13 protein-coding genes are annotated in these 16,539 nt (G+C 54.7%); 5 read left to right on the top strand and 8 right to left on the bottom strand.

The features are described 5' to 3' along the window. A partial coding sequence (locus B2R17_RS08710; protein WP_286763681.1) for a type I 3-dehydroquinate dehydratase occupies positions 1–261 on the bottom strand: 261 nt, incomplete at its 3' end. A gap of 128 nt (positions 262–389) precedes the next feature. Here B2R17_RS08710 and B2R17_RS08705 point away from each other — a divergent pair. From B2R17_RS08705 to folP, 3 genes are all read left to right on the top strand, one after another. Further along, a complete protein-coding gene (locus tag B2R17_RS08705) occupies positions 390–1,751 on the top strand; it encodes a PQQ-binding-like beta-propeller repeat protein (RefSeq protein WP_286763680.1) in 1,362 nt (453 codons plus the stop codon). Positions 1,752–1,859: 108 nt separating this feature from the next. Next, the gene (locus tag B2R17_RS08700) at positions 1,860–3,206 is read left to right on the top strand and encodes a coproporphyrinogen-III oxidase family protein (RefSeq protein WP_008664466.1); all 1,347 of its coding nucleotides are present in this window, start codon (positions 1,860–1,862) and stop codon (positions 3,204–3,206) included. Continuing rightward, complete coding sequence (folP, locus tag B2R17_RS08695) at positions 3,203–4,123, top strand: dihydropteroate synthase (protein ID WP_008664468.1); 921 nt, start codon at positions 3,203–3,205, stop codon at positions 4,121–4,123. Before B2R17_RS08700 ends, folP begins: the two co-directional genes overlap by 4 nt. Here the strand turns inward: folP and B2R17_RS08690 are convergent. Then, the gene (locus B2R17_RS08690) at positions 4,100–5,593 is read right to left on the bottom strand and encodes a RecQ family ATP-dependent DNA helicase (protein WP_286763679.1); all 1,494 of its coding nucleotides are present in this window, start codon (positions 5,591–5,593) and stop codon (positions 4,100–4,102) included. The genes folP and B2R17_RS08690 overlap by 24 nt on opposite strands. Positions 5,594–5,629: 36 nt before the next feature. Here B2R17_RS08690 and B2R17_RS08685 point away from each other — a divergent pair, with 36 nt between their 5' ends. After that, positions 5,630–6,325, top strand: a complete 696-nt coding sequence (locus B2R17_RS08685; RefSeq protein WP_286763678.1) for an RluA family pseudouridine synthase — start codon at positions 5,630–5,632, stop codon at positions 6,323–6,325. A 90-nt stretch (positions 6,326–6,415) separates the two neighbouring features. Here the strand turns inward: B2R17_RS08685 and B2R17_RS08680 are convergent, their stop codons facing one another. Further along, positions 6,416–7,768 carry a polysaccharide biosynthesis/export family protein gene (locus tag B2R17_RS08680; RefSeq protein ID WP_007327796.1) on the bottom strand — a complete coding sequence of 451 codons (1,353 nt, stop codon included), beginning with the start codon at positions 7,766–7,768 and terminating at the stop codon, positions 6,416–6,418. 73 nt (positions 7,769–7,841) lie between these two features. Next, entirely contained in the window at positions 7,842–8,828 is a 987-nt protein-coding gene (locus tag B2R17_RS08675; RefSeq protein ID WP_286763677.1) for a hypothetical protein, read from the bottom strand. A 711-nt stretch (positions 8,829–9,539) separates the two neighbouring features. Here B2R17_RS08675 and B2R17_RS08670 point away from each other — a divergent pair. Continuing rightward, positions 9,540–11,120 (top strand): MraY family glycosyltransferase, encoded by a 1,581-nt coding sequence (locus B2R17_RS08670; protein ID WP_286763676.1) that lies wholly within the window; start codon positions 9,540–9,542, stop codon positions 11,118–11,120. Here the strand turns inward: B2R17_RS08670 and B2R17_RS08665 are convergent. The 4 genes from B2R17_RS08665 to typA all read right to left on the bottom strand — a co-directional run. Next, positions 11,117–13,222 carry an ABC transporter permease subunit/CPBP intramembrane protease gene (locus B2R17_RS08665; protein ID WP_286763675.1) on the bottom strand — a complete coding sequence of 702 codons (2,106 nt, stop codon included), beginning with the start codon at positions 13,220–13,222 and terminating at the stop codon, positions 11,117–11,119. The two genes, B2R17_RS08670 and B2R17_RS08665, sit on opposite strands and share 4 nt — an antisense overlap. Continuing rightward, positions 13,219–13,977: an ATP-binding cassette domain-containing protein gene (locus B2R17_RS08660; protein WP_008664480.1), complete on the bottom strand. Its 759-nt coding sequence runs from the start codon at positions 13,975–13,977 to the stop codon at positions 13,219–13,221. Before B2R17_RS08660 ends, B2R17_RS08665 begins: the two co-directional genes overlap by 4 nt. Before the next feature lie 120 nt (positions 13,978–14,097). After that, positions 14,098–14,856 carry a histidine phosphatase family protein gene (locus tag B2R17_RS08655; protein ID WP_286763674.1) on the bottom strand — a complete coding sequence of 253 codons (759 nt, stop codon included), beginning with the start codon at positions 14,854–14,856 and terminating at the stop codon, positions 14,098–14,100. 9 nt (positions 14,857–14,865) lie between these two features. Continuing rightward, positions 14,866–16,539 (bottom strand): translational GTPase TypA (gene typA, locus B2R17_RS08650; protein WP_286763673.1); only part of this gene is annotated, 1,674 nt, incomplete at its 5' end.

Below are 16,539 nucleotides of genomic sequence, written 5' to 3'. Positions count from 1 at the left end.
GTACTCGGCACCCGCCGCGATGACACTCCGCAGAAGCATCAAGCGATCTTGTTCGGATCGTTCCCATCGACCGCCATCTTCTTTCCTGCGAACCGTGGCGACCACAGGGCCCGGACGGTCATTGAGTAATCGTTTCAGGTCGACGGCGCGGGAAATGTAATCGAGACGCAGTTCAACGAGCTGAGCACCTTGTTCGACCAAGAACTGGTGTTCGGCAATCATGCGTTTGTGGCGGGCGCGGCCGAGACTGACACAAATCATAAATGTTCGGTGGTCGGGATGGAGGATGGATGGGGCGAGACTTCGCCACGAGGTTATAATAGTCGGCAGCGTTCCGAAGGGCAGTACGGGAGGCCGATCTCAATGTCACAAATTGTGCTGAATTGACCATGTTTTACTGCCGCCAAGACACGTTTCAACGCTTCCAAGACAACTCGTCGGCCAGAAAGGTTCCCGCCATGCTTCGCTTCGGTTGCTGCTTTGCCTTGCTGCTGGGTGGATTCGTTTTGCCATCGGTGACGGCAGAGGATCTCAGCTCACAGATTTGGCCCACGTCGAGAGGCGATTTTGCCGCAACAGGTGCTCGCTCGAAGGGAGTTGCAGACAAGTTGGTTCTGCAGTGGGAAACGAAAACCGCCGAGGCAATCGAGGCGGCTCCAGTCAGCGACGGCAAGCATGTTTTTGTCGTCGATGTGATGGGCGGAATGGAAGCTCTCGAACTGTCGACGGGAGAATCACTCTGGCGTCACGAGCTGGACACAGGCTTCGTCGCTTCGCCTTCGTTGTTCGTTCCGCAAAACATCAGCCAGGCGATTGGTGCGGTGAATATTTTGGATACCGGTGATCTGCCCGAAGGGACCACTCCGATGACGACGGAACAGATCGATGCATGGTCGGCGACTCAAGCCACCGTGTTGGTGTCGGGCGACGTCGAAGGGAATGTCGTCGCCTGGGATCCAGCCTCGGGGGAGCAGCTTTGGAAAGGTTTGACGGATGGTGAGATTAGTGCTTCGCCATCGTTTTATGTGCTGCGTCGTCTTGGAGCATCCGGCGAAATCGAGCTGCAACCAAGAGCTTTGGTGACTAGTCAGGACGGCAGCCTGTATTGCTTCGCGATGAAGTCTGGAGAGCTGGTTTGGAAATACGAAACCGGCGATCAGATTCGGTGTGGAGCTTCTGTCGGCGATGGGAAGACTTATTTGGGCGGGTGCGACGGTGGCCTTCACGTGGTGGATTTGACCACAGGGAAGGCTTCGCGGGATGCAATTCCACTTGGCGGACCAACTGGGAGCACGCCAGCGATCCGTGACGGCAAATTGTTTGTGCCGATCATGGATGGAGTTTTGTACGCTTTCGCTCCGCAGAACGATTCCGAAGAGGACGGCATGCCGACGTGGGAGTACAGCGATCCGGATCGAGCCCAAGAATATCGCGGCAGTGTTGCGGTGAATGATGATGTGGTGATCGTCACGAGCCGAAACAAGACGGTGGATGCGATCGAGCGATCAACGGGCAAACTGCGCTGGAGGGTGACACTGAAACGACGTGCTGATGCCTCGCCCGTTATCGCCGGTGACGATGTCTGGGTCGCTTCCACCGACGGACGACTCTTGCGTTTGTCGATTGAGAATGGGGATGAAAAATGGAATTTCGAGATTCGGGGGGCCTTCATTGGCGAACCCGCCATCGTAGGGGAACGCTTGGTCATCGCGGATGACGAAGGCGTGGTTCGAAGTTTTGGGCCGAAGTAAACATTCTTAAGAAATGCGTTTCTGAACTCGATTCGGAGCTCACCGGTTCGGTGTTTGCAGCCAATCGACTATTCTGAAGTAGACCATTCGCACGCAAACGGGAAACCTATGACGACTGCATCGACCCAGGACGAGTCTCGCGAAAAACAGCCCGAAGGCAGCAAGACTGAAGTCGGTAGTTACTTCATCAGTAATTATCCGCCCTACAGTCAATGGAAGGCGGATTCGCTCGATGACGTGAAGCAGCGGATGGCTTCTGCGCCGACCAGCGAAAATCCGCTGGGGCTGTACTTGCACATCCCGTTCTGTCGGAAACGATGCAAGTTTTGTTATTTCAAAGTCTTCACTGACGTCAAAGCACAAGAAGTCCAGCGCTATGTCGACGCGTTGTGCAATGAAATTTCGATGGTCAGTCAGTTGCCAGTGATGGGCGATCGACCGTTCCGCTTCGTTTATTTCGGCGGAGGGACACCCAGTTTTCTGTCCCCGAAACAATTGACGAAACTGGCCGATCGATTGCGTGAGCACATCACTTGGGATGGTGCCGAAGAAGTCACGTTTGAGTGTGAACCGGGCACGCTGAGTGAGACCAAAGTCAAAACGTTGCGAGAGCAGTTGGGCGTGACCCGATTGAGTTTGGGAATCGAAAACTTCTCTGACAAGTTGCTTGAAGAGAACGGTCGAGCACACCTTTCCAAACAAGTTTTCTCGGCCTGGGAATGGATCGAAGCAGCTCAGTTCCCCAACGTGAACATCGACCTGATCTCGGGAATGGTCGGAGAAACCTGGGAGAACTGGAAAGACAACATCCGGCGAACGATCGATATGTCACCGGAGAGTGTGACGATCTACCAAATGGAATTGCCGTTCAACACGGTTTATAGCGCCGACATCTTGGGCAACAAAATCCAGAGCCCTGTTGCGGATTGGCAGACTAAGCGTGATTGGGTCAGCTATGCCTTCGACGAAATGACATCGGCGGGCTACAAAGTCAGCAGTGCCTACACGTTGGTCAAAGACACGGGCAAAGTTAACTTTTCGTATCGCGACAATCTGTGGCGAGGTGCCGATTTGTTGGCGACCGGAATCGCGAGTTTTGGTCACGCCGCAGGAGCTCACTACCAGAACTTGCCGCACATGGAGCAGTACCTCGGTGCGATTGAAGGTGGAGAGCTGCCTTTGGGACGTGGGTTTGTACCGACCGAGCATCAAGCGTTGATCCGCGAGATGATCTTGTTGCTCAAACGTGGGTTCCTCGAACGCGAATATTTCCAGTCAAAGTTCGGCGTTGATATCGTCGAAAATTGGAAATCGGTTTGGGAAGGCTACGTTGAAGAAGGGTTGGCGGAGATCCATCCAGATGAGGTGAAGTTGACTCGCGAAGGGTTGTTGCGAGTGGATTCGATGCTCCCTGCCTTCTTCGAACCTGAACACCAGAACGTTCGCTACACATGATGCAGCGTGCTGTTTGGCGGACTTCTCGGCGCGATTTAGAAATCGGCCGGCGTCCGCTGGTGATGGGGATTCTGAATTTCACCCCAGATAGCTTCTCGGATGGCGGTCGATTTGTTTCTCCCGGTCAGCAGCTGACCACCTCGGAAACATTGGACCTAGCGGTCGAGACCGCGTCGAAGATGCAGGCTGATGGAGCCGACTTGATCGACATCGGCGGCGAAAGCACGCGGCCGTATAGCGATCCGGTGGATGCGGAAATTGAGACGGAACGAGTGGTTCCGGTGATCGAGCGGTTGGCGAATCACTTGGCCATTCCAATCAGCATCGACACCAGCAAAGCGTCCGTCGCCAATGCGGCCATTCAGGCGGGCGCGGAAATCGTCAACGATGTGAGTGGTCTGGAAGGCGATCCGGAAATGCCAGCGGTCGTCGTCAAGACACGTGTTGGCGTCTGTGTGATGCACATGAAGGGCACTCCGCAGACGATGCAGGACGATCCCAGCTACCGCGACGTTGTTGATGAAATCGAGCGGTACTTGCTGGCTCGACGGCAGGCTTGTTTGGACCAGGGAATCGAGCCCGAGCGAATCTGCCTCGATCCCGGCATCGGTTTCGGGAAAACACACGACCACAATTTGACCTTGCTGCGAGCGACCCATCGTTTTGCTTCCATCGGCTCACCCATTTTGATCGGTCATTCCCGAAAAGGTTTTATTCGCAAAGTCTTGGATCGAAATGAACGTGGTTTAAATGACGAGTACAACCCGATGGCTGGCACGTTGGCTGTTTCAATGGCGGTAGCAGCGGCGGGGGCTCACGTCATTCGCGTGCACGATGTCGCAGAAACCGTGCAGGGGTTGGATTTGTTTGAAGCATCAGGTGGCCTAGCTGTCTCAACCGATAATCGTGCTTTCTAGAAAGTACCGATTGAGGAACGCTTGGCGTTCCTCTGCTGGTGTCGCTGCAAACTGCACCATCGCATACAGACGTTTTTGATCTCGCTGTCGTTTCTCCGCCAGCCAATCGTTGTCACGGAACTTCTCTGGCAAAACGCCAATCAGCTGAAAGCATTCCGGTTCTCTTGGGCCTGCGACAACACCATGTCGATCGAGCATCGCAATGGCTGTGTCGACCCGGTGGTCATGTGGACTGACCCGTTGCAATTCCTTGCGAAGCCAGTCCAAGCCGTAGGCGGTGCATCGATCCGCATGATGTTCCAGAGCGAACATGAGACGGTCGTAGAAATCCGCATCGGGGTTGGCCCACTCGATGAATTGCATCTGCGTCATCAAGTCGTCTTGATCGTAGAGCCAAAGGCAGCGGCTTGGTTTGTCGTCACGGCCCGCTCGACCAATCTCCTGATAATAGGATTCGATCGATCCAGGGGTTTCAGCGTGGATGACCAGCCGAATGTCTTCTTTATCGACTCCCATTCCAAATGCGGGAGTGGCCAAAACGAGGTCTCGTTCGCCGGACATGAATTCGTTTTGTATCCGACGGCGATCCTTTTGTGATTGATCGCCGTGGTAGCAGACATGATCGATAGACCGTGCCAACAACAGGTCGCTGAAGCGGTCCAGCGTTTTGATCAGCGAGAAGTAGATGATAGCGCCGCCAACGGGCGTATCGTCGGTTGGAGAAAATGGTGGGGCCGAAAGTGCCTCGAGAATCGTTTCGAATTTTTCGTTCTCGCCCATCACGGACTCGACGTCGATCCGCAAATTGGGACGATCAATCCCTTCATGGAACAGTCTCATCTCGCATTCGGCCAGGCCAATTTGATCCACGATGTCCGCCCGGCATTCCGCGGTTGCCGTCGCGGTCAGGGCAATCGTGGTGGGAGAGCCCAGTTGTTTCCGGATGTCGGCGATTCTGCTGTAATCTGGTCGGAAGTCGTGGCCCCACTGGCTGACGCAGTGTGCCTCATCGATTGCGAGCAGCTGAATGTTTCGGCCCGAAATTGCGTCTAGGAATTCAGGTTTGCGAAATCGTTCAGGCGTCACGTATAGCAAACGATATTGGTTGTCGCGTAAGTTCTTCTGCCTCTTTTCGCGTTCACTTCGATCCAAAGAGGAATTGATGAGCGTCGCGTCGACGCCTTTTGCTACCAGCCCATCGACCTGGTCCTGCATCAAAGCAATCAGCGGAGAAAGTACCAACGTCAGATCGGTGCCGCTCCCCAGCAACGCGGGAATTTGGAAGCACATCGACTTGCCACGTCCTGTTGGCATGATCACCATGGCGTGCTCACCAGCGAGAGCGTGCTGAATGACGGCAGATTGGCTGGGGCGAAATGAGCGATGCCCAAATACGTCCTGCAGGATCTTCTGGGCTTGGTCCAGCGAACGCTTCCCCAACTTCAAATTCGCGTTGGCTGATTCACCCATCGGTGACGTAACTTTCTATTTTGGGATTCGAGAAACATGAGCGAAGTCGACGTCGTCTACGAAGACAACCATTTGCTCGTGGTAAACAAACCGACCAAGTTAGCGACGATGGGAGCTGCTGGGCAGCCGACTTTGCATTCGCTCGGTTGTGATTACATCCGACGGACGTGCAACAAACCGGGGAAGGTCTATCTCGGAATTGTGAGTCGGCTCGATTCGATGACTTCGGGTGTCATCGTGATGGCCCGAACCAGTAAAGCGGCCAGCAGACTCACGCCTCAGTTCGCCAATCATTCTGGCGTTGGAGCGAAGAAGACGTACCTCGCGGTTGTCGCCGGCCGAGTCGAGCAGCAACAGGGCTCTTTGGTCGACGATGTCTACAAGGACGATGCAGCTCACCGCATGCGTGTGGCCCATCATTCCAGAGCTGATGCCAAGGAGGCTCGTCTGGAGTACGAAGTTTCAGGGTACGACCGCGAATCAACGCTTCTCAAGGTCAAGCCACTCACAGGCCGCAAGCATCAAATTCGCTTGCAATGGTCCGAGGCTGGGTTCCCCATTTTGGGCGACACCAAATATGGAGGCGAGCGGTCTTGGCCGACCGGGATCGCACTTCATAGTTGGCGGCTTTCCATCATGCATCCCACGAAGAAAGAGCGGATGACTTTTGAGGCTCCTGTTCCAGAGGTTTGGGTGAGCCGACTGGGATCAAGTTTGCTTGTGAAGCTGTGAGGCCGGTCGGGAGCCGCTTGGTCAACGAAAAAACGTCGCCCCTGGGTAGAGGCGACGTTTCGTTTGATTGACTCGATCGTCGGTCGAGGATTAGTTTCGCAGTAGTTCTTGAATACCGTAGGTGAAGAATGTACCGAGGCTGAAGTTCAGCACTTCTTCTTCACATTTGTATTGAAGAATCAGAGTGTCGCCAGGTTGAACCAGTGGGCGACTTCGTGGGTCGTTGACGGCCCGGGCAAGGTCAACCTCAATTGCAACTTGTCCGTTGCATGGTGTCTGACGAAGCACATACAGCATTCCAGGTGGAACTCCACCAACCGATCGTGCACCTCCGAATCCTCCTCCACCGCCAGTCGTCTGTCCGATGCCACCGCCAGCGATAGCCATCGCACCGAGGACGTCGAGATCATAGTCACGAGGGAGTGGGAATTCGCCGCCGGGCAACAAACCACCAGTGTAGAAAACTTCTGTCTCGCGGTTTTCGATGTACACAATGTCGCCGTCTTGCAGTTCCACATCTTCTGGTGTGATGTTTGGGATCACTCCAGGTGGAAGTCGCAATGGAATGCGAAGGATCGATGGGTCTGGCGGAAGTTCCGGCGGGCAAACACATGGGTCGAGCATGGCGTTGCGTTGAGACGCGTAGAAGTCTCGAACAAACTGAGCTCGTTTGCGTTTGTCAGCTTCACTGGCTCGCAGAACGCGAACTTCGTTCTTTGCGTTCAGGCCAGGCAATCCGCCGGTCTCAACCAAAGCGTGCAAAATGTCGTTCTTGTAGGCCGGAAGTTTGACCAACCCACCGCTGGCTGATCTGTCGCGGCCTCGAATGAACTCGCTGGACTGAGCTTGAAGTGATCGTTGATTGCCTTCGCCCAAGCCATCTTCCCGAACCACGATCACGTCGTAGGTTCGTTCTTTGATGAGCGTGACGATCGGACGAGCTTTCTCTTCTCGCAGAATGTCATTGTCGATGTAGGCTTCACGAATTTTTTCGCGGACTTGATCGAGCGTCAGCCCTTCAACCTCAAGGGGCTCGATCAGCGGCAGCGACAGAGTTCCATCATCCTGAACCGCAATTGGGTAACCAATCGACGGTGGCAGGGTGCTGTCCTGTTCCGGGAAATTGACCGGAGGTGGCTCAGGTGGAGTGTTGGGCGGATTGAAAGGCAGAACGCCTTCAATGTAGACACCGAGGATGTCATCGGGGCCGAGTTGGTAGTCACGTGGTGGCTCGAGAGACAGCAACGCGATATCAACCGGAACCAAGTTGTTCTTGGGTGCCGGAAAGAATTCGGGCGGCAATCGGTGAGCTGGAACACCATCGATTGGCTGGGTCAGTGACGAGCAGCCGGTCAATGAAGCGACCAGCGAGGCGGCCACGCCAAGTCCAACCGTGGTGCGAATGTGTTTCCACACTCGAGTTTGAAAGAGGTTGATGTTCATCCTTGAACTCTCTGAAAGTGCAATCGGGTGCAAAGCCGCCCGGACTGGTCTGTGGTTGAGGAACGGTCAGAAATCAATCGAACAAAAATTGCATCGATTGATTGTTTGCAGGCGATTCGACTGCTTCATTTGATTGGGCCTGACGATCTGGCCGTCCGAAAATCTCTTCGATTACCGAATCAATTTCGTCTTGGGTTGGTTCAGCCACGTTTGTGCTGACCGGAGTTTGCTGTGTCCGCGGGACAAGGTCTGATGCGCTGGTGTCTTGAGGAGACGAAACGCTGTCAACATCAGGGAACAGTTGTTTGATGTTGGCCGAACCACCAAACTGATCACCACTTGTTGGTGGAATGTCACTCAACATGGCTCCCGCACCGTCCGCAACGAATTCTTCGTTACTTTGCGAAGGTGCAATCTGTGAGAATGGATCGTCGGTGACATTCGATTTCGGTGCTACCGATTTGGTTGCTGGCGGTGTAGGCGGTGCTTGCTGTTTCACGTGATTCATGTCCACGTTTGTACCGGTCAGTTCATTTGCTTCTTCGAACGTGACTCGGCCTGGCACCAGAGTTTCACCTTCACCCAACTGAATGCCTGGCGGCAAGACGTTGGCCGTTGGGGTGGGCGGTACAGGAGCGACTGGCGTCGGGGCCATCGATCCGGTCATAGCCGCCGAAGCTGGTCGCATTGGGGTTTGAATGCGGATCTGGTTGTAGTAACCAATTCCGTCTTGTTCAGCGGCTTTCACTCCGAGTGGGAAACCTTCGAACCAAGCATTGACGGCACTTTGCCCATCGCCAGATTGATGTTTCCAACCCCAGTAGTCAGGAGACACAACCGCGGGAGTGCACCCCGATCCGCCGGTCGCGACTTCCATGTAGCCATCGATAAAACCCTTTCGGAGGTCTTTCGAGTGGCGATGTTTTTTATGGCAGTGAGCGTTTCGCAACCAGGCCTTTTCTGCCATGACTTTGTTGCGATGCGAGACCATGAAGTCGTCGATGCACTCACTTCGAGTCAGCTTGGATTGCAGGCCGCCCATGATGGTGCAACCGGTCATCCCCGTTGTCAAAATACCCGCCGCAAGACTCGCCAAGAAGGCTCGTTGAGCTCTTTGACGAATGATGTTTCGCCTCGATAGCTTCGGGCGGACGGACGCGTCATGTCGATTAAGCTGGGTCATAATGCCGGCTCCCCTAGCGGCGGATCTATCTGGATCACACGACTCGTGCGTGCAACATTTCCAGCCGCCATCTTGCCCTTCGAACTGGCTGCAACGGCGTTTGGAATCAGGGTCGCACCGTTTGCAGCGATTCTGCTAGCAGGCGAAGTCCCCGCACTCTTTATCGCCCCTTCTGCGATGCCGGTTTAGCCAAATGTGCATGAAATGGGGGTGCTAGCAGTCCGCCTGGTTAGTGAGACTGTTCCGGGGGGCACTGGAACCACAGGTGTCCGCCTGCTGGTTTCCTTGTGTTTTCGGTATTTGGGAGGGGCGGTGGCCCCTTCTTGGGACACCTGATTCGGGGAGATTTACGGTTTGGAACGATTGCCCAATACGATTTTCGCGGAGTTCCGTTAACTTTTCGTACGCGCGGGGGATAGCTTTCGAGCGGACGCGTAAGATGATGCATCGCGGAGACGTTGTACTAGAATAAAGAGCTATTCTTGTCACACAGGGTTTACCGGTTGTCATCAGCTGACATCGTTCCTGTCATGACATTCTTTGCCTTCACCGCGTCAAAATGCCCTTCTCTGATTGAATCAACTAGCAATGACACCATTCATCCTCGTTACTCTTGCCGCTGCTTTCATCGCGATGCTGGCACTGGTGCCGGTGGTGCGTGCATTCGCAATTCGAGTTGGATTGGTGGACAACCCAGATGCGGAGAGGAAACTGCATGATCGGCCAATCGCATTGGCGGGCGGGTTAGCCGTTTTCATCGCGACCGGTATCGCGTTCCTGGTTGGCATCGCTTACGAAAGTGGTTGGGCGGAATTCGGCAAGATGACGGAGTTGTCATCTCGTTGGTTTGTTTTGCTGGGTGCCTCGTCGGCGATCTTGATCGTTGGTTTGATTGACGATAAGTGGGCACTGCGTGGCCGACAGAAGCTACTCGCTCAATGCGTCATCGCGATGATCGTTGTGGGAAGTGGAACGGTCATGCGATCGATCTCGCTCTTCGGTTTCGAGATTCCTTTGGGGATTTTTGCGATTCCCGTCAGTGTCTTGTGGTTGTTGCTCGCGATCAACGCGCTCAATCTGCTTGACGGAGCCGACGGCATGGCGACCACGGTCGGCGCGTTTGTTTGCGGCGGGCTGGCATTGCTAAGTGCATCGAGTGGACACTCTGCATCTACCGTCATTGCGGCAACTGCTTTATGTGGCGCACTGCTCGGCTTCTTGGTCTTCAATCGCCCGCCCGCCACAATCTTTTTGGGCGACGCGGGGAGCATGATGATCGGGCTGATGGTTGGCGTCTTGGCAATGTGGTGCTCATTGAAGGAGTCCGCGGTTGTCGTTGCGGCACCGGTCGCGATTTTGGTTCTGCCGTTGTTCGACTCTTCTGCAGCAATCATTCGACGATGGATGACGGGACGCAGTATGTATGCAACGGACCGAGGACATTTGCATCACCTGTTGAACGAAAAATTCGGTCCAAATGGGATGTTGTTGGTGGTTGCTGGCCTTTGCACGCTTAGCTCAACAATCGCGGTACTCTCAGTTCGGTTCAATCAAGACTGGCTGGTTCTTCTGGGGGCAGGAGCCGTTTTGGGCTTCTTGGTTCTGACTCGAACGTTCGGTCATTCGGAGTGTCGCCTTCTTCTCGGGCGTCTGTACCACTTTGCCCATTCATTTGCGGTGCGTCCGAAGGATTGTGAGTCAGCGAAGCATTTGCGCAGTGTCCAGATTCAAGGCGATGGTTGCTGGGAACCAGTCTGGGAACCATTGGTCGAATTCGCGAAACGGCATGATCTCGCAAAAGTGCAAATCGACGCGAATATGGCTTGGTTGCACGAAGGCTATCATGCGACTTGGCAAAGTATTCGTTTGCCGGAGAAGTCAATGCAAAGCGTTGTCCGAATCCCGCTCTTCGCAACTCGACCAGGGGAAGACGAGTCGGTGCCAATCGGCAAGGTAGAGGTCATTGCCAATTCGTCACACGAATCGCTGGCTCAGCTCAGTTATTTCTTAGAGCATGCGGAAGAGTTGCAGGCCCAGGTCAGCTACTTGGTTGACAATCTCGGGAAGAAAAACGCAGCAGCTCGCAAGAAGAAGACGAACGCGGCATCCGCCTCAACGAGCGACACGCTTGTGGGAAGCGAAGAAGTTGAAGCTGTTCACACCAGCTAGTTCTGGATTGAACTCTCGCTGGCTTGTTTTTGTGTCGACCAAGCGACAATCGCGATGCCAATCAAGACCATGAGTGCGGCAGCAACGAGCCAGCTGGGTGGCAAGTGCTTGGAGCCATCTGCATCGCTGAGCCCGAGGAAATCGAGTTTGTCATGATAACGCGCGGCTAATTCCAGCATTCCATTATGGAAGAAGTGCAAGACCACTCCTGGCCAGACGCTGCCGGTTCGGAAGGCAACCCATCCCAGCAGTAATCCAAGCAGCATGGTGGGTAGAAAGCGTTCGACCAACAATGTGCTGCCGACAAAGACGTGGAAGAGTCCAAATAGCAATGCGGTTGTGCAGATCGTTTGCCACGGGCGAAGGACAGCCGAAAATGCGGAGAATAAATAGCCTCGAAAGCAGAACTCTTCGACGAGAGCCGGGGTTGCCGCCATCGTCAACAAGAGTAGCCATGGAGGCACCGTTTTCCATTTGTCTAGCAAAGACCTTGTGCGTTCAATTTGGTCGTCCGAAAGAAGGGCGATTCCAAACTGGTCGGCCAATGCCAGGGCTTCATGCGCAAACGCCCAGGCTCCTCCCGCCAAGACCATGGCACCCAGAATTGACGCAAGCGGTGGCATCACGAATCGATACGTTGACCGGATGCGATGCTTTCCAATGATGGTTGCGAAAAGTGGAATCAAACCGAAAACCAAGATCAGGCTCAATGCGTTTAGCAACAGCTGTGAACTAACCGAGATGGAATCGGACACGATTCGCAGCCACTGCATCAAACCGTTCGAGATCAGAAATGAGGCTGGCAACAGTAAGGCGACAACCAACCCAGCCTGGCTCATGCTGGGACGATTGGTAACCGTATCGGGTCGTTGAAGAAGCGAACCAAATGATTTCTGGCTGGTTCGCTCAACCGCGTCACTACCAAAAAGTCGCGCGGCAATGCCCAAAGTCGCCGCCGCATAAAACAGTGTGCTGGTGACGGCCACGACCGCGCCTGCGGTGGTGGCGGTGCCGGATAGGATGTCACGAGCGAGCAAAACAATGTTTAGTAGCGGAGCGACGGCCAGCGGTCCCTCCAGTGTCACGCCTGGCATCAGGGAAAGCATCGCCGGGCCAAGCGACAGCAGCATCACGGGAATCAGGTATGCCTGTGCTTCTTTGAACGACTTCGCAAAGCTGGTAAGCGAAAGCAACAACGCCGAGAAGAAGCAGCTGAACAGCAGCAGTAAACCGAGAATCTGCGTGATCTGCAGCAGCCCGACTGTTGAATCACCCGCCAGCATGCTGACTAGTCCTGTCACCTTCATGGTCACGAACATGGCAAGCAAGTTTGCCATCGCGGTGAGGAAGGCGACGAAGACAACCGCAAGATACTTGGCAAGCAACACCCACCAACGCGGAACGGGAGAAGCCATCAGTGCTTCCATCGTGCCTCGCTCTCTTTCACCAGCCGTCAGGTCAATCGCTGGATAAACGGCGCCGGTGATGGTCATCAAAACCAGAACCAAGGGAATCACCGTGCCAAGAATGGATCCTGATGCTTTCCCTCCGATCGATCGAATTCTCAAATCGATCGGTTGGTAATTGGGATCAATTCGCTGAACGATTTGCAGGCTTTCAGACAGCTGTAACCACTGCAAACGCTCGGTCAGAATTCGCTGAGCTGTACTGCTGCCCTGATCGTTGTTGTACGAAACGATCTCCATCGACTGAATGGAGCTTGGGCCGTGTTGAAACTGCACCGCAATGTCGAGCAGGTTTTGAGACAACGCTTCTTCGGGTGTGAGTTCCTCTGGCACAACCACCTCGAACCGAGCCAATTGACCGCCGTTGACCTTCAGGATGGGTTCCGGAGGTGCGCTGCGAGGATCTTCGATCAGCGTCTGCAAGAAATCTCGCTCATCAGGCGATGAGACACCAACCATGAATGCTTGCTCCGCCGGCATGCCGGACGAAAGCAAGAAGCGGTTCAACGCCATGCTGAGCAATGGATAAACCAACAATGGCATCATGACCAAAGTCAGCATCGTCCGTCGGTCTCGCAGGGTTTCCCGAAGTTCTTTTTGAGTGAGCCGGCCGAGCCGGGACCAGGAAAGTTTCACGCGTGGTCCTCGGTCAACGCCGGGTCAGTGGAGTGCATTAGATCAACAAACATCTCAACCAGATGTTCTCGTCCGGTTTCTTCTCGAAGGTCGTTCAAGGTGCCGCGATAGCGGATGCGGCCGCGATGCAGCAGCCCAAATTGGTCGCACAGACGTTCTGCTTCGTCCAGTCGGTGAGTGCAGACCACAACCGCCTTTCCCGCAGCACGCAGATGTTCGATGTACTCGAAGATTGTCTGCACCCCCACGACATCGAGTCCACGGGTTGGTTCATCTAGAAGCATCACAGGAGGGTCGTGGATCAAGCCTCGCACCAAGGTCACTCGTTGGCGCTGACCCGTGCTGAGCGAACCGGCACGACGGTCGAGGAGTGCCTCAATCTGCATCACGCTAGCAAGCTCTTTCAGTCTCGCGGTCGCTTGGTCTGGCGCGACGCCATACAAGTCCGCAAAGTAAAGCAGCATCTCGCGAACCGACAACCACGGATAGACTCCGTCGCTGGCTGAGACAAACCCAAGTTTCGCCTTCGCAGCAAAAGGGTCCTTGGAAGTGCGGATGCCAGCAACTTCTGCGAAGCCTTCGTCCGGTTCCAGCAGTCCCAGCACCATCCGCAAGGTGGTTGTTTTTCCGGCCCCGTTCGGACCAAGCAGTCCAAAAACCTCACCGGGAGCTACCTGCATCGACAGCCCATCAACGGCATGGACCGTCCCGCTTTCGATCGAGAATCGTTTGGTAAGCGAATCGATCAGAAGCATGATGAAGGCAGTGTGATTCAAAGAAACTGGCAACGGAACAACAATGCCATTGCGATGGACTGCTACGTCTACGTCGCCGGTATCACCTCGGGTCTGCTTCCACCGAAGAAAAGCGAAGGTTTAAGAAAGCAACGCTTGATGACCCGTGACGAGTCTCGGTGGCAAGTGCGTGACACTGTTGAGGAACGTCAACTTCCAGCCCATCGTTGACCATTGTAGGGAAGTGATCGAGGTGTTGGGGATTGGCCCAATGGCATCCATCGCCACTCGCCCCGCCAACATTTGTGAAAGCATCTCACGCAAAAAATCGGCGTGAGCGATCAGCACCACGACCGGATTTTCTCGATCGCCGAGTATTTCCTCGTCAGGCTGTTGAGCGAATGTTTGTTCAAACCGTTTGATCACCGCGAGAGAGCGTGCTTGCATCTCCTCGGGAAGCTCGCGATCTTTTCCGCCCCACCAGCCCAATTCATCAATCTCCGGATCCAATGTCAACGGAGGCGGATCACGGTCGGGGAATTGAGCGGCGATCTCTTGAAAGAACGACTGGATTGCGGATTGGTTGAGCCCAGGGGCGCCTGCGAAGTTCTTTTCGTGGTGGCCATGGTAGCAACCACCATTTTCGAAGACGTCATGCCATACGGAGACTGGATATCGTCGCGGCGGGGCGTGCGCGTGTTGAAGAATCGACCGAGTCGTTTCGAGGGTGCGAAGGAAGGGACTGGTGATCAACTGATCAATCGCCAGTCCAGACATCCATTTACCCAAGCAGTCAGCTTGCAAGCGACCCCGAGCGGTGATGCTCGGATCGCAAACGCGATTATGAACCGGTTTCGCGTTGTTCTCGCTTTCCGCGTGTCGAACTAAAAGCAACTGCATCGATCAGGATCAGCCGTTGCGGCCTTGCCGACGACGATCGGATTCCTTCAGCAAAATCTTACGCAAGCGAATCGATTCTGGAGTCACCTCGACCAATTCGTCGTCTTCGATGTACTCAAGGGCAGCTTCCAACGACATATCACGTGGTGGCTTCAGGATGACGTTCTCATCACTGCCGCTGGCACGCATGTTTGTCAGTTTCTTTTCGCGACAGGGGTTCACCGTCATGTCGTTTTCGCGAGCGTTTTCGCCGACGATCATTCCTTCGTAAACCTCGGTGCTCGGCGGAACAAACAGCTCAGCCCGATCTTGCAAGGCGAACAGGGCGAACGGCATGGTTTTGCCGCCAACCATCGAGATCAAAACACCGTTGGCTCGACGAGGGACGTCGCCCTCGACCACGCGATAGCTTTCAAAGCGGTGGTGGATGATGGCGGTGCCGCGAGTCGCATTGAGCAGTCGGGTTCGCAAACCAATCAGACCACGCGATGGAACGATGAATCGCAAAAGGCTGTATTCGCCACGTTGCTTCATCTCTTCCAATTGGCCACGACGCAGACCAACGAGTTCCATGACTGGGCCCATCACCTCGGTGGGGACTTCCACGCGAAGGGTTTCGAATGGTTCGTGCTTTTTGCCATCGATCTCTTTGAAGACCACACGAGGTTTTCCGACGCTCAGTTCGTAACCTTCGCGACGCATCGTTTCGATCAATACGGCGAGGTGAAGCACACCGCGTCCGGCGACGGCATATGCTTCGGTACCTTCGATCATCGAAACTCGAAGAGCAACGTTGCGTTCGAGTTCTTTCTCCAAGCGAGCTTTGATTTGACGGGTGGTAACGTACTTGCCTTCACGGCCGGCCAAGGGCGATGAGTTGACGCTGAAGACCATTTCCAAGGTCGGTTCATCGACTTTCAGTCTTGGTAGAGCTTTGCCGGTTTCCGGCGCGGTGATCGTGTCACCAATTTCGACGTCATCAAGACCTTCGAGTGCAATGAGGTCGCCAGCACCAGCGGATTCGGCGGGGACTCGGCCTAGCTTATCGAAGACGTACAGACCCGATGCTTTGATCTTTCGAACGATTGGATTTCCTGAGGAATCAATCGTGTGGACGTCCACCGCTTGGCCAGTCTGGATCGTTCCCGCGTTGACGCGGCCGACGGCGATCCGGCCAACGTACTCGCTCCAATCCAACGTCGTGACCATCATCTGAAAATCAGATTTGGTATCGACGGTTGGACCAGGCAAATGGTCAACCAGCAGGTCCAGCAGCGGACGCATGTCTTCAGTGGGTTTGGCTGGATCGTCAGTCGCGTAGCCTTCTTTCGCACTGGCAAAAACGTAAGCCGCACTGTCAAGTTGTTCTTCTCCACCAAGATCGGCCAGCAATTCGAGAGCTTCATCGAGAGCTTCGGGAGGACGGCCGTCGGGGCGGTCTACTTTGTTCACTACAACGATCGGCTTGACGCCGGCTTGCAGAGCTTTTTCAAGCACGAACCGAGTTTGTGGCATCGGGCCTTCCGCGGCATCGACCAGCACCAAAGCACCATCGGCCATCCGGACAACACGTTCGACTTCGCCGCCGAAATCCGCGTGACCGGGGGTGTCGATCAAATTGATTTTCACCCCGCGGTAGTGGACCGCGATATTCTTCGACAGAATGGTGATCCCGCGTTCTTT

The organism is Rhodopirellula sp. UBA1907, assembly GCF_002337565.1.
Taxonomy (GTDB): domain Bacteria; phylum Planctomycetota; class Planctomycetia; order Pirellulales; family Pirellulaceae; genus Rhodopirellula; species Rhodopirellula europaea.
The sequence above is the reverse complement of the archived record's forward strand: the minus strand, read 5'-3'. Positions and strand labels throughout refer to the sequence as shown.

Excerpts from the sequence above, each read along its gene's own strand:
- B2R17_RS08705 (WP_286763680.1), top strand. The coding sequence starts at position 390 with ATGTTTTACTGCCGCCAAGACACGTTTCAACGCTTCCAAGACAACTCG.
- B2R17_RS08700 (WP_008664466.1), top strand. The coding sequence starts at position 1,860 with ATGACGACTGCATCGACCCAGGACGAGTCTCGCGAAAAACAGCCCGAA.
- folP (WP_008664468.1), top strand. The coding sequence starts at position 3,203 with ATGATGCAGCGTGCTGTTTGGCGGACTTCTCGGCGCGATTTAGAAATC.
- B2R17_RS08690 (WP_286763679.1), bottom strand. The coding sequence starts at position 5,593 with ATGGGTGAATCAGCCAACGCGAATTTGAAGTTGGGGAAGCGTTCGCTG.
- B2R17_RS08685 (WP_286763678.1), top strand. The coding sequence starts at position 5,630 with ATGAGCGAAGTCGACGTCGTCTACGAAGACAACCATTTGCTCGTGGTA.
- B2R17_RS08680 (WP_007327796.1), bottom strand. The coding sequence starts at position 7,768 with ATGAACATCAACCTCTTTCAAACTCGAGTGTGGAAACACATTCGCACC.
- B2R17_RS08675 (WP_286763677.1), bottom strand. The coding sequence starts at position 8,828 with ATGACCGGTTGCACCATCATGGGCGGCCTGCAATCCAAGCTGACTCGA.
- B2R17_RS08670 (WP_286763676.1), top strand. The coding sequence starts at position 9,540 with ATGACACCATTCATCCTCGTTACTCTTGCCGCTGCTTTCATCGCGATG.
- B2R17_RS08660 (WP_008664480.1), bottom strand. The coding sequence starts at position 13,977 with ATGCTTCTGATCGATTCGCTTACCAAACGATTCTCGATCGAAAGCGGG.
- B2R17_RS08655 (WP_286763674.1), bottom strand. The coding sequence starts at position 14,856 with ATGCAGTTGCTTTTAGTTCGACACGCGGAAAGCGAGAACAACGCGAAA.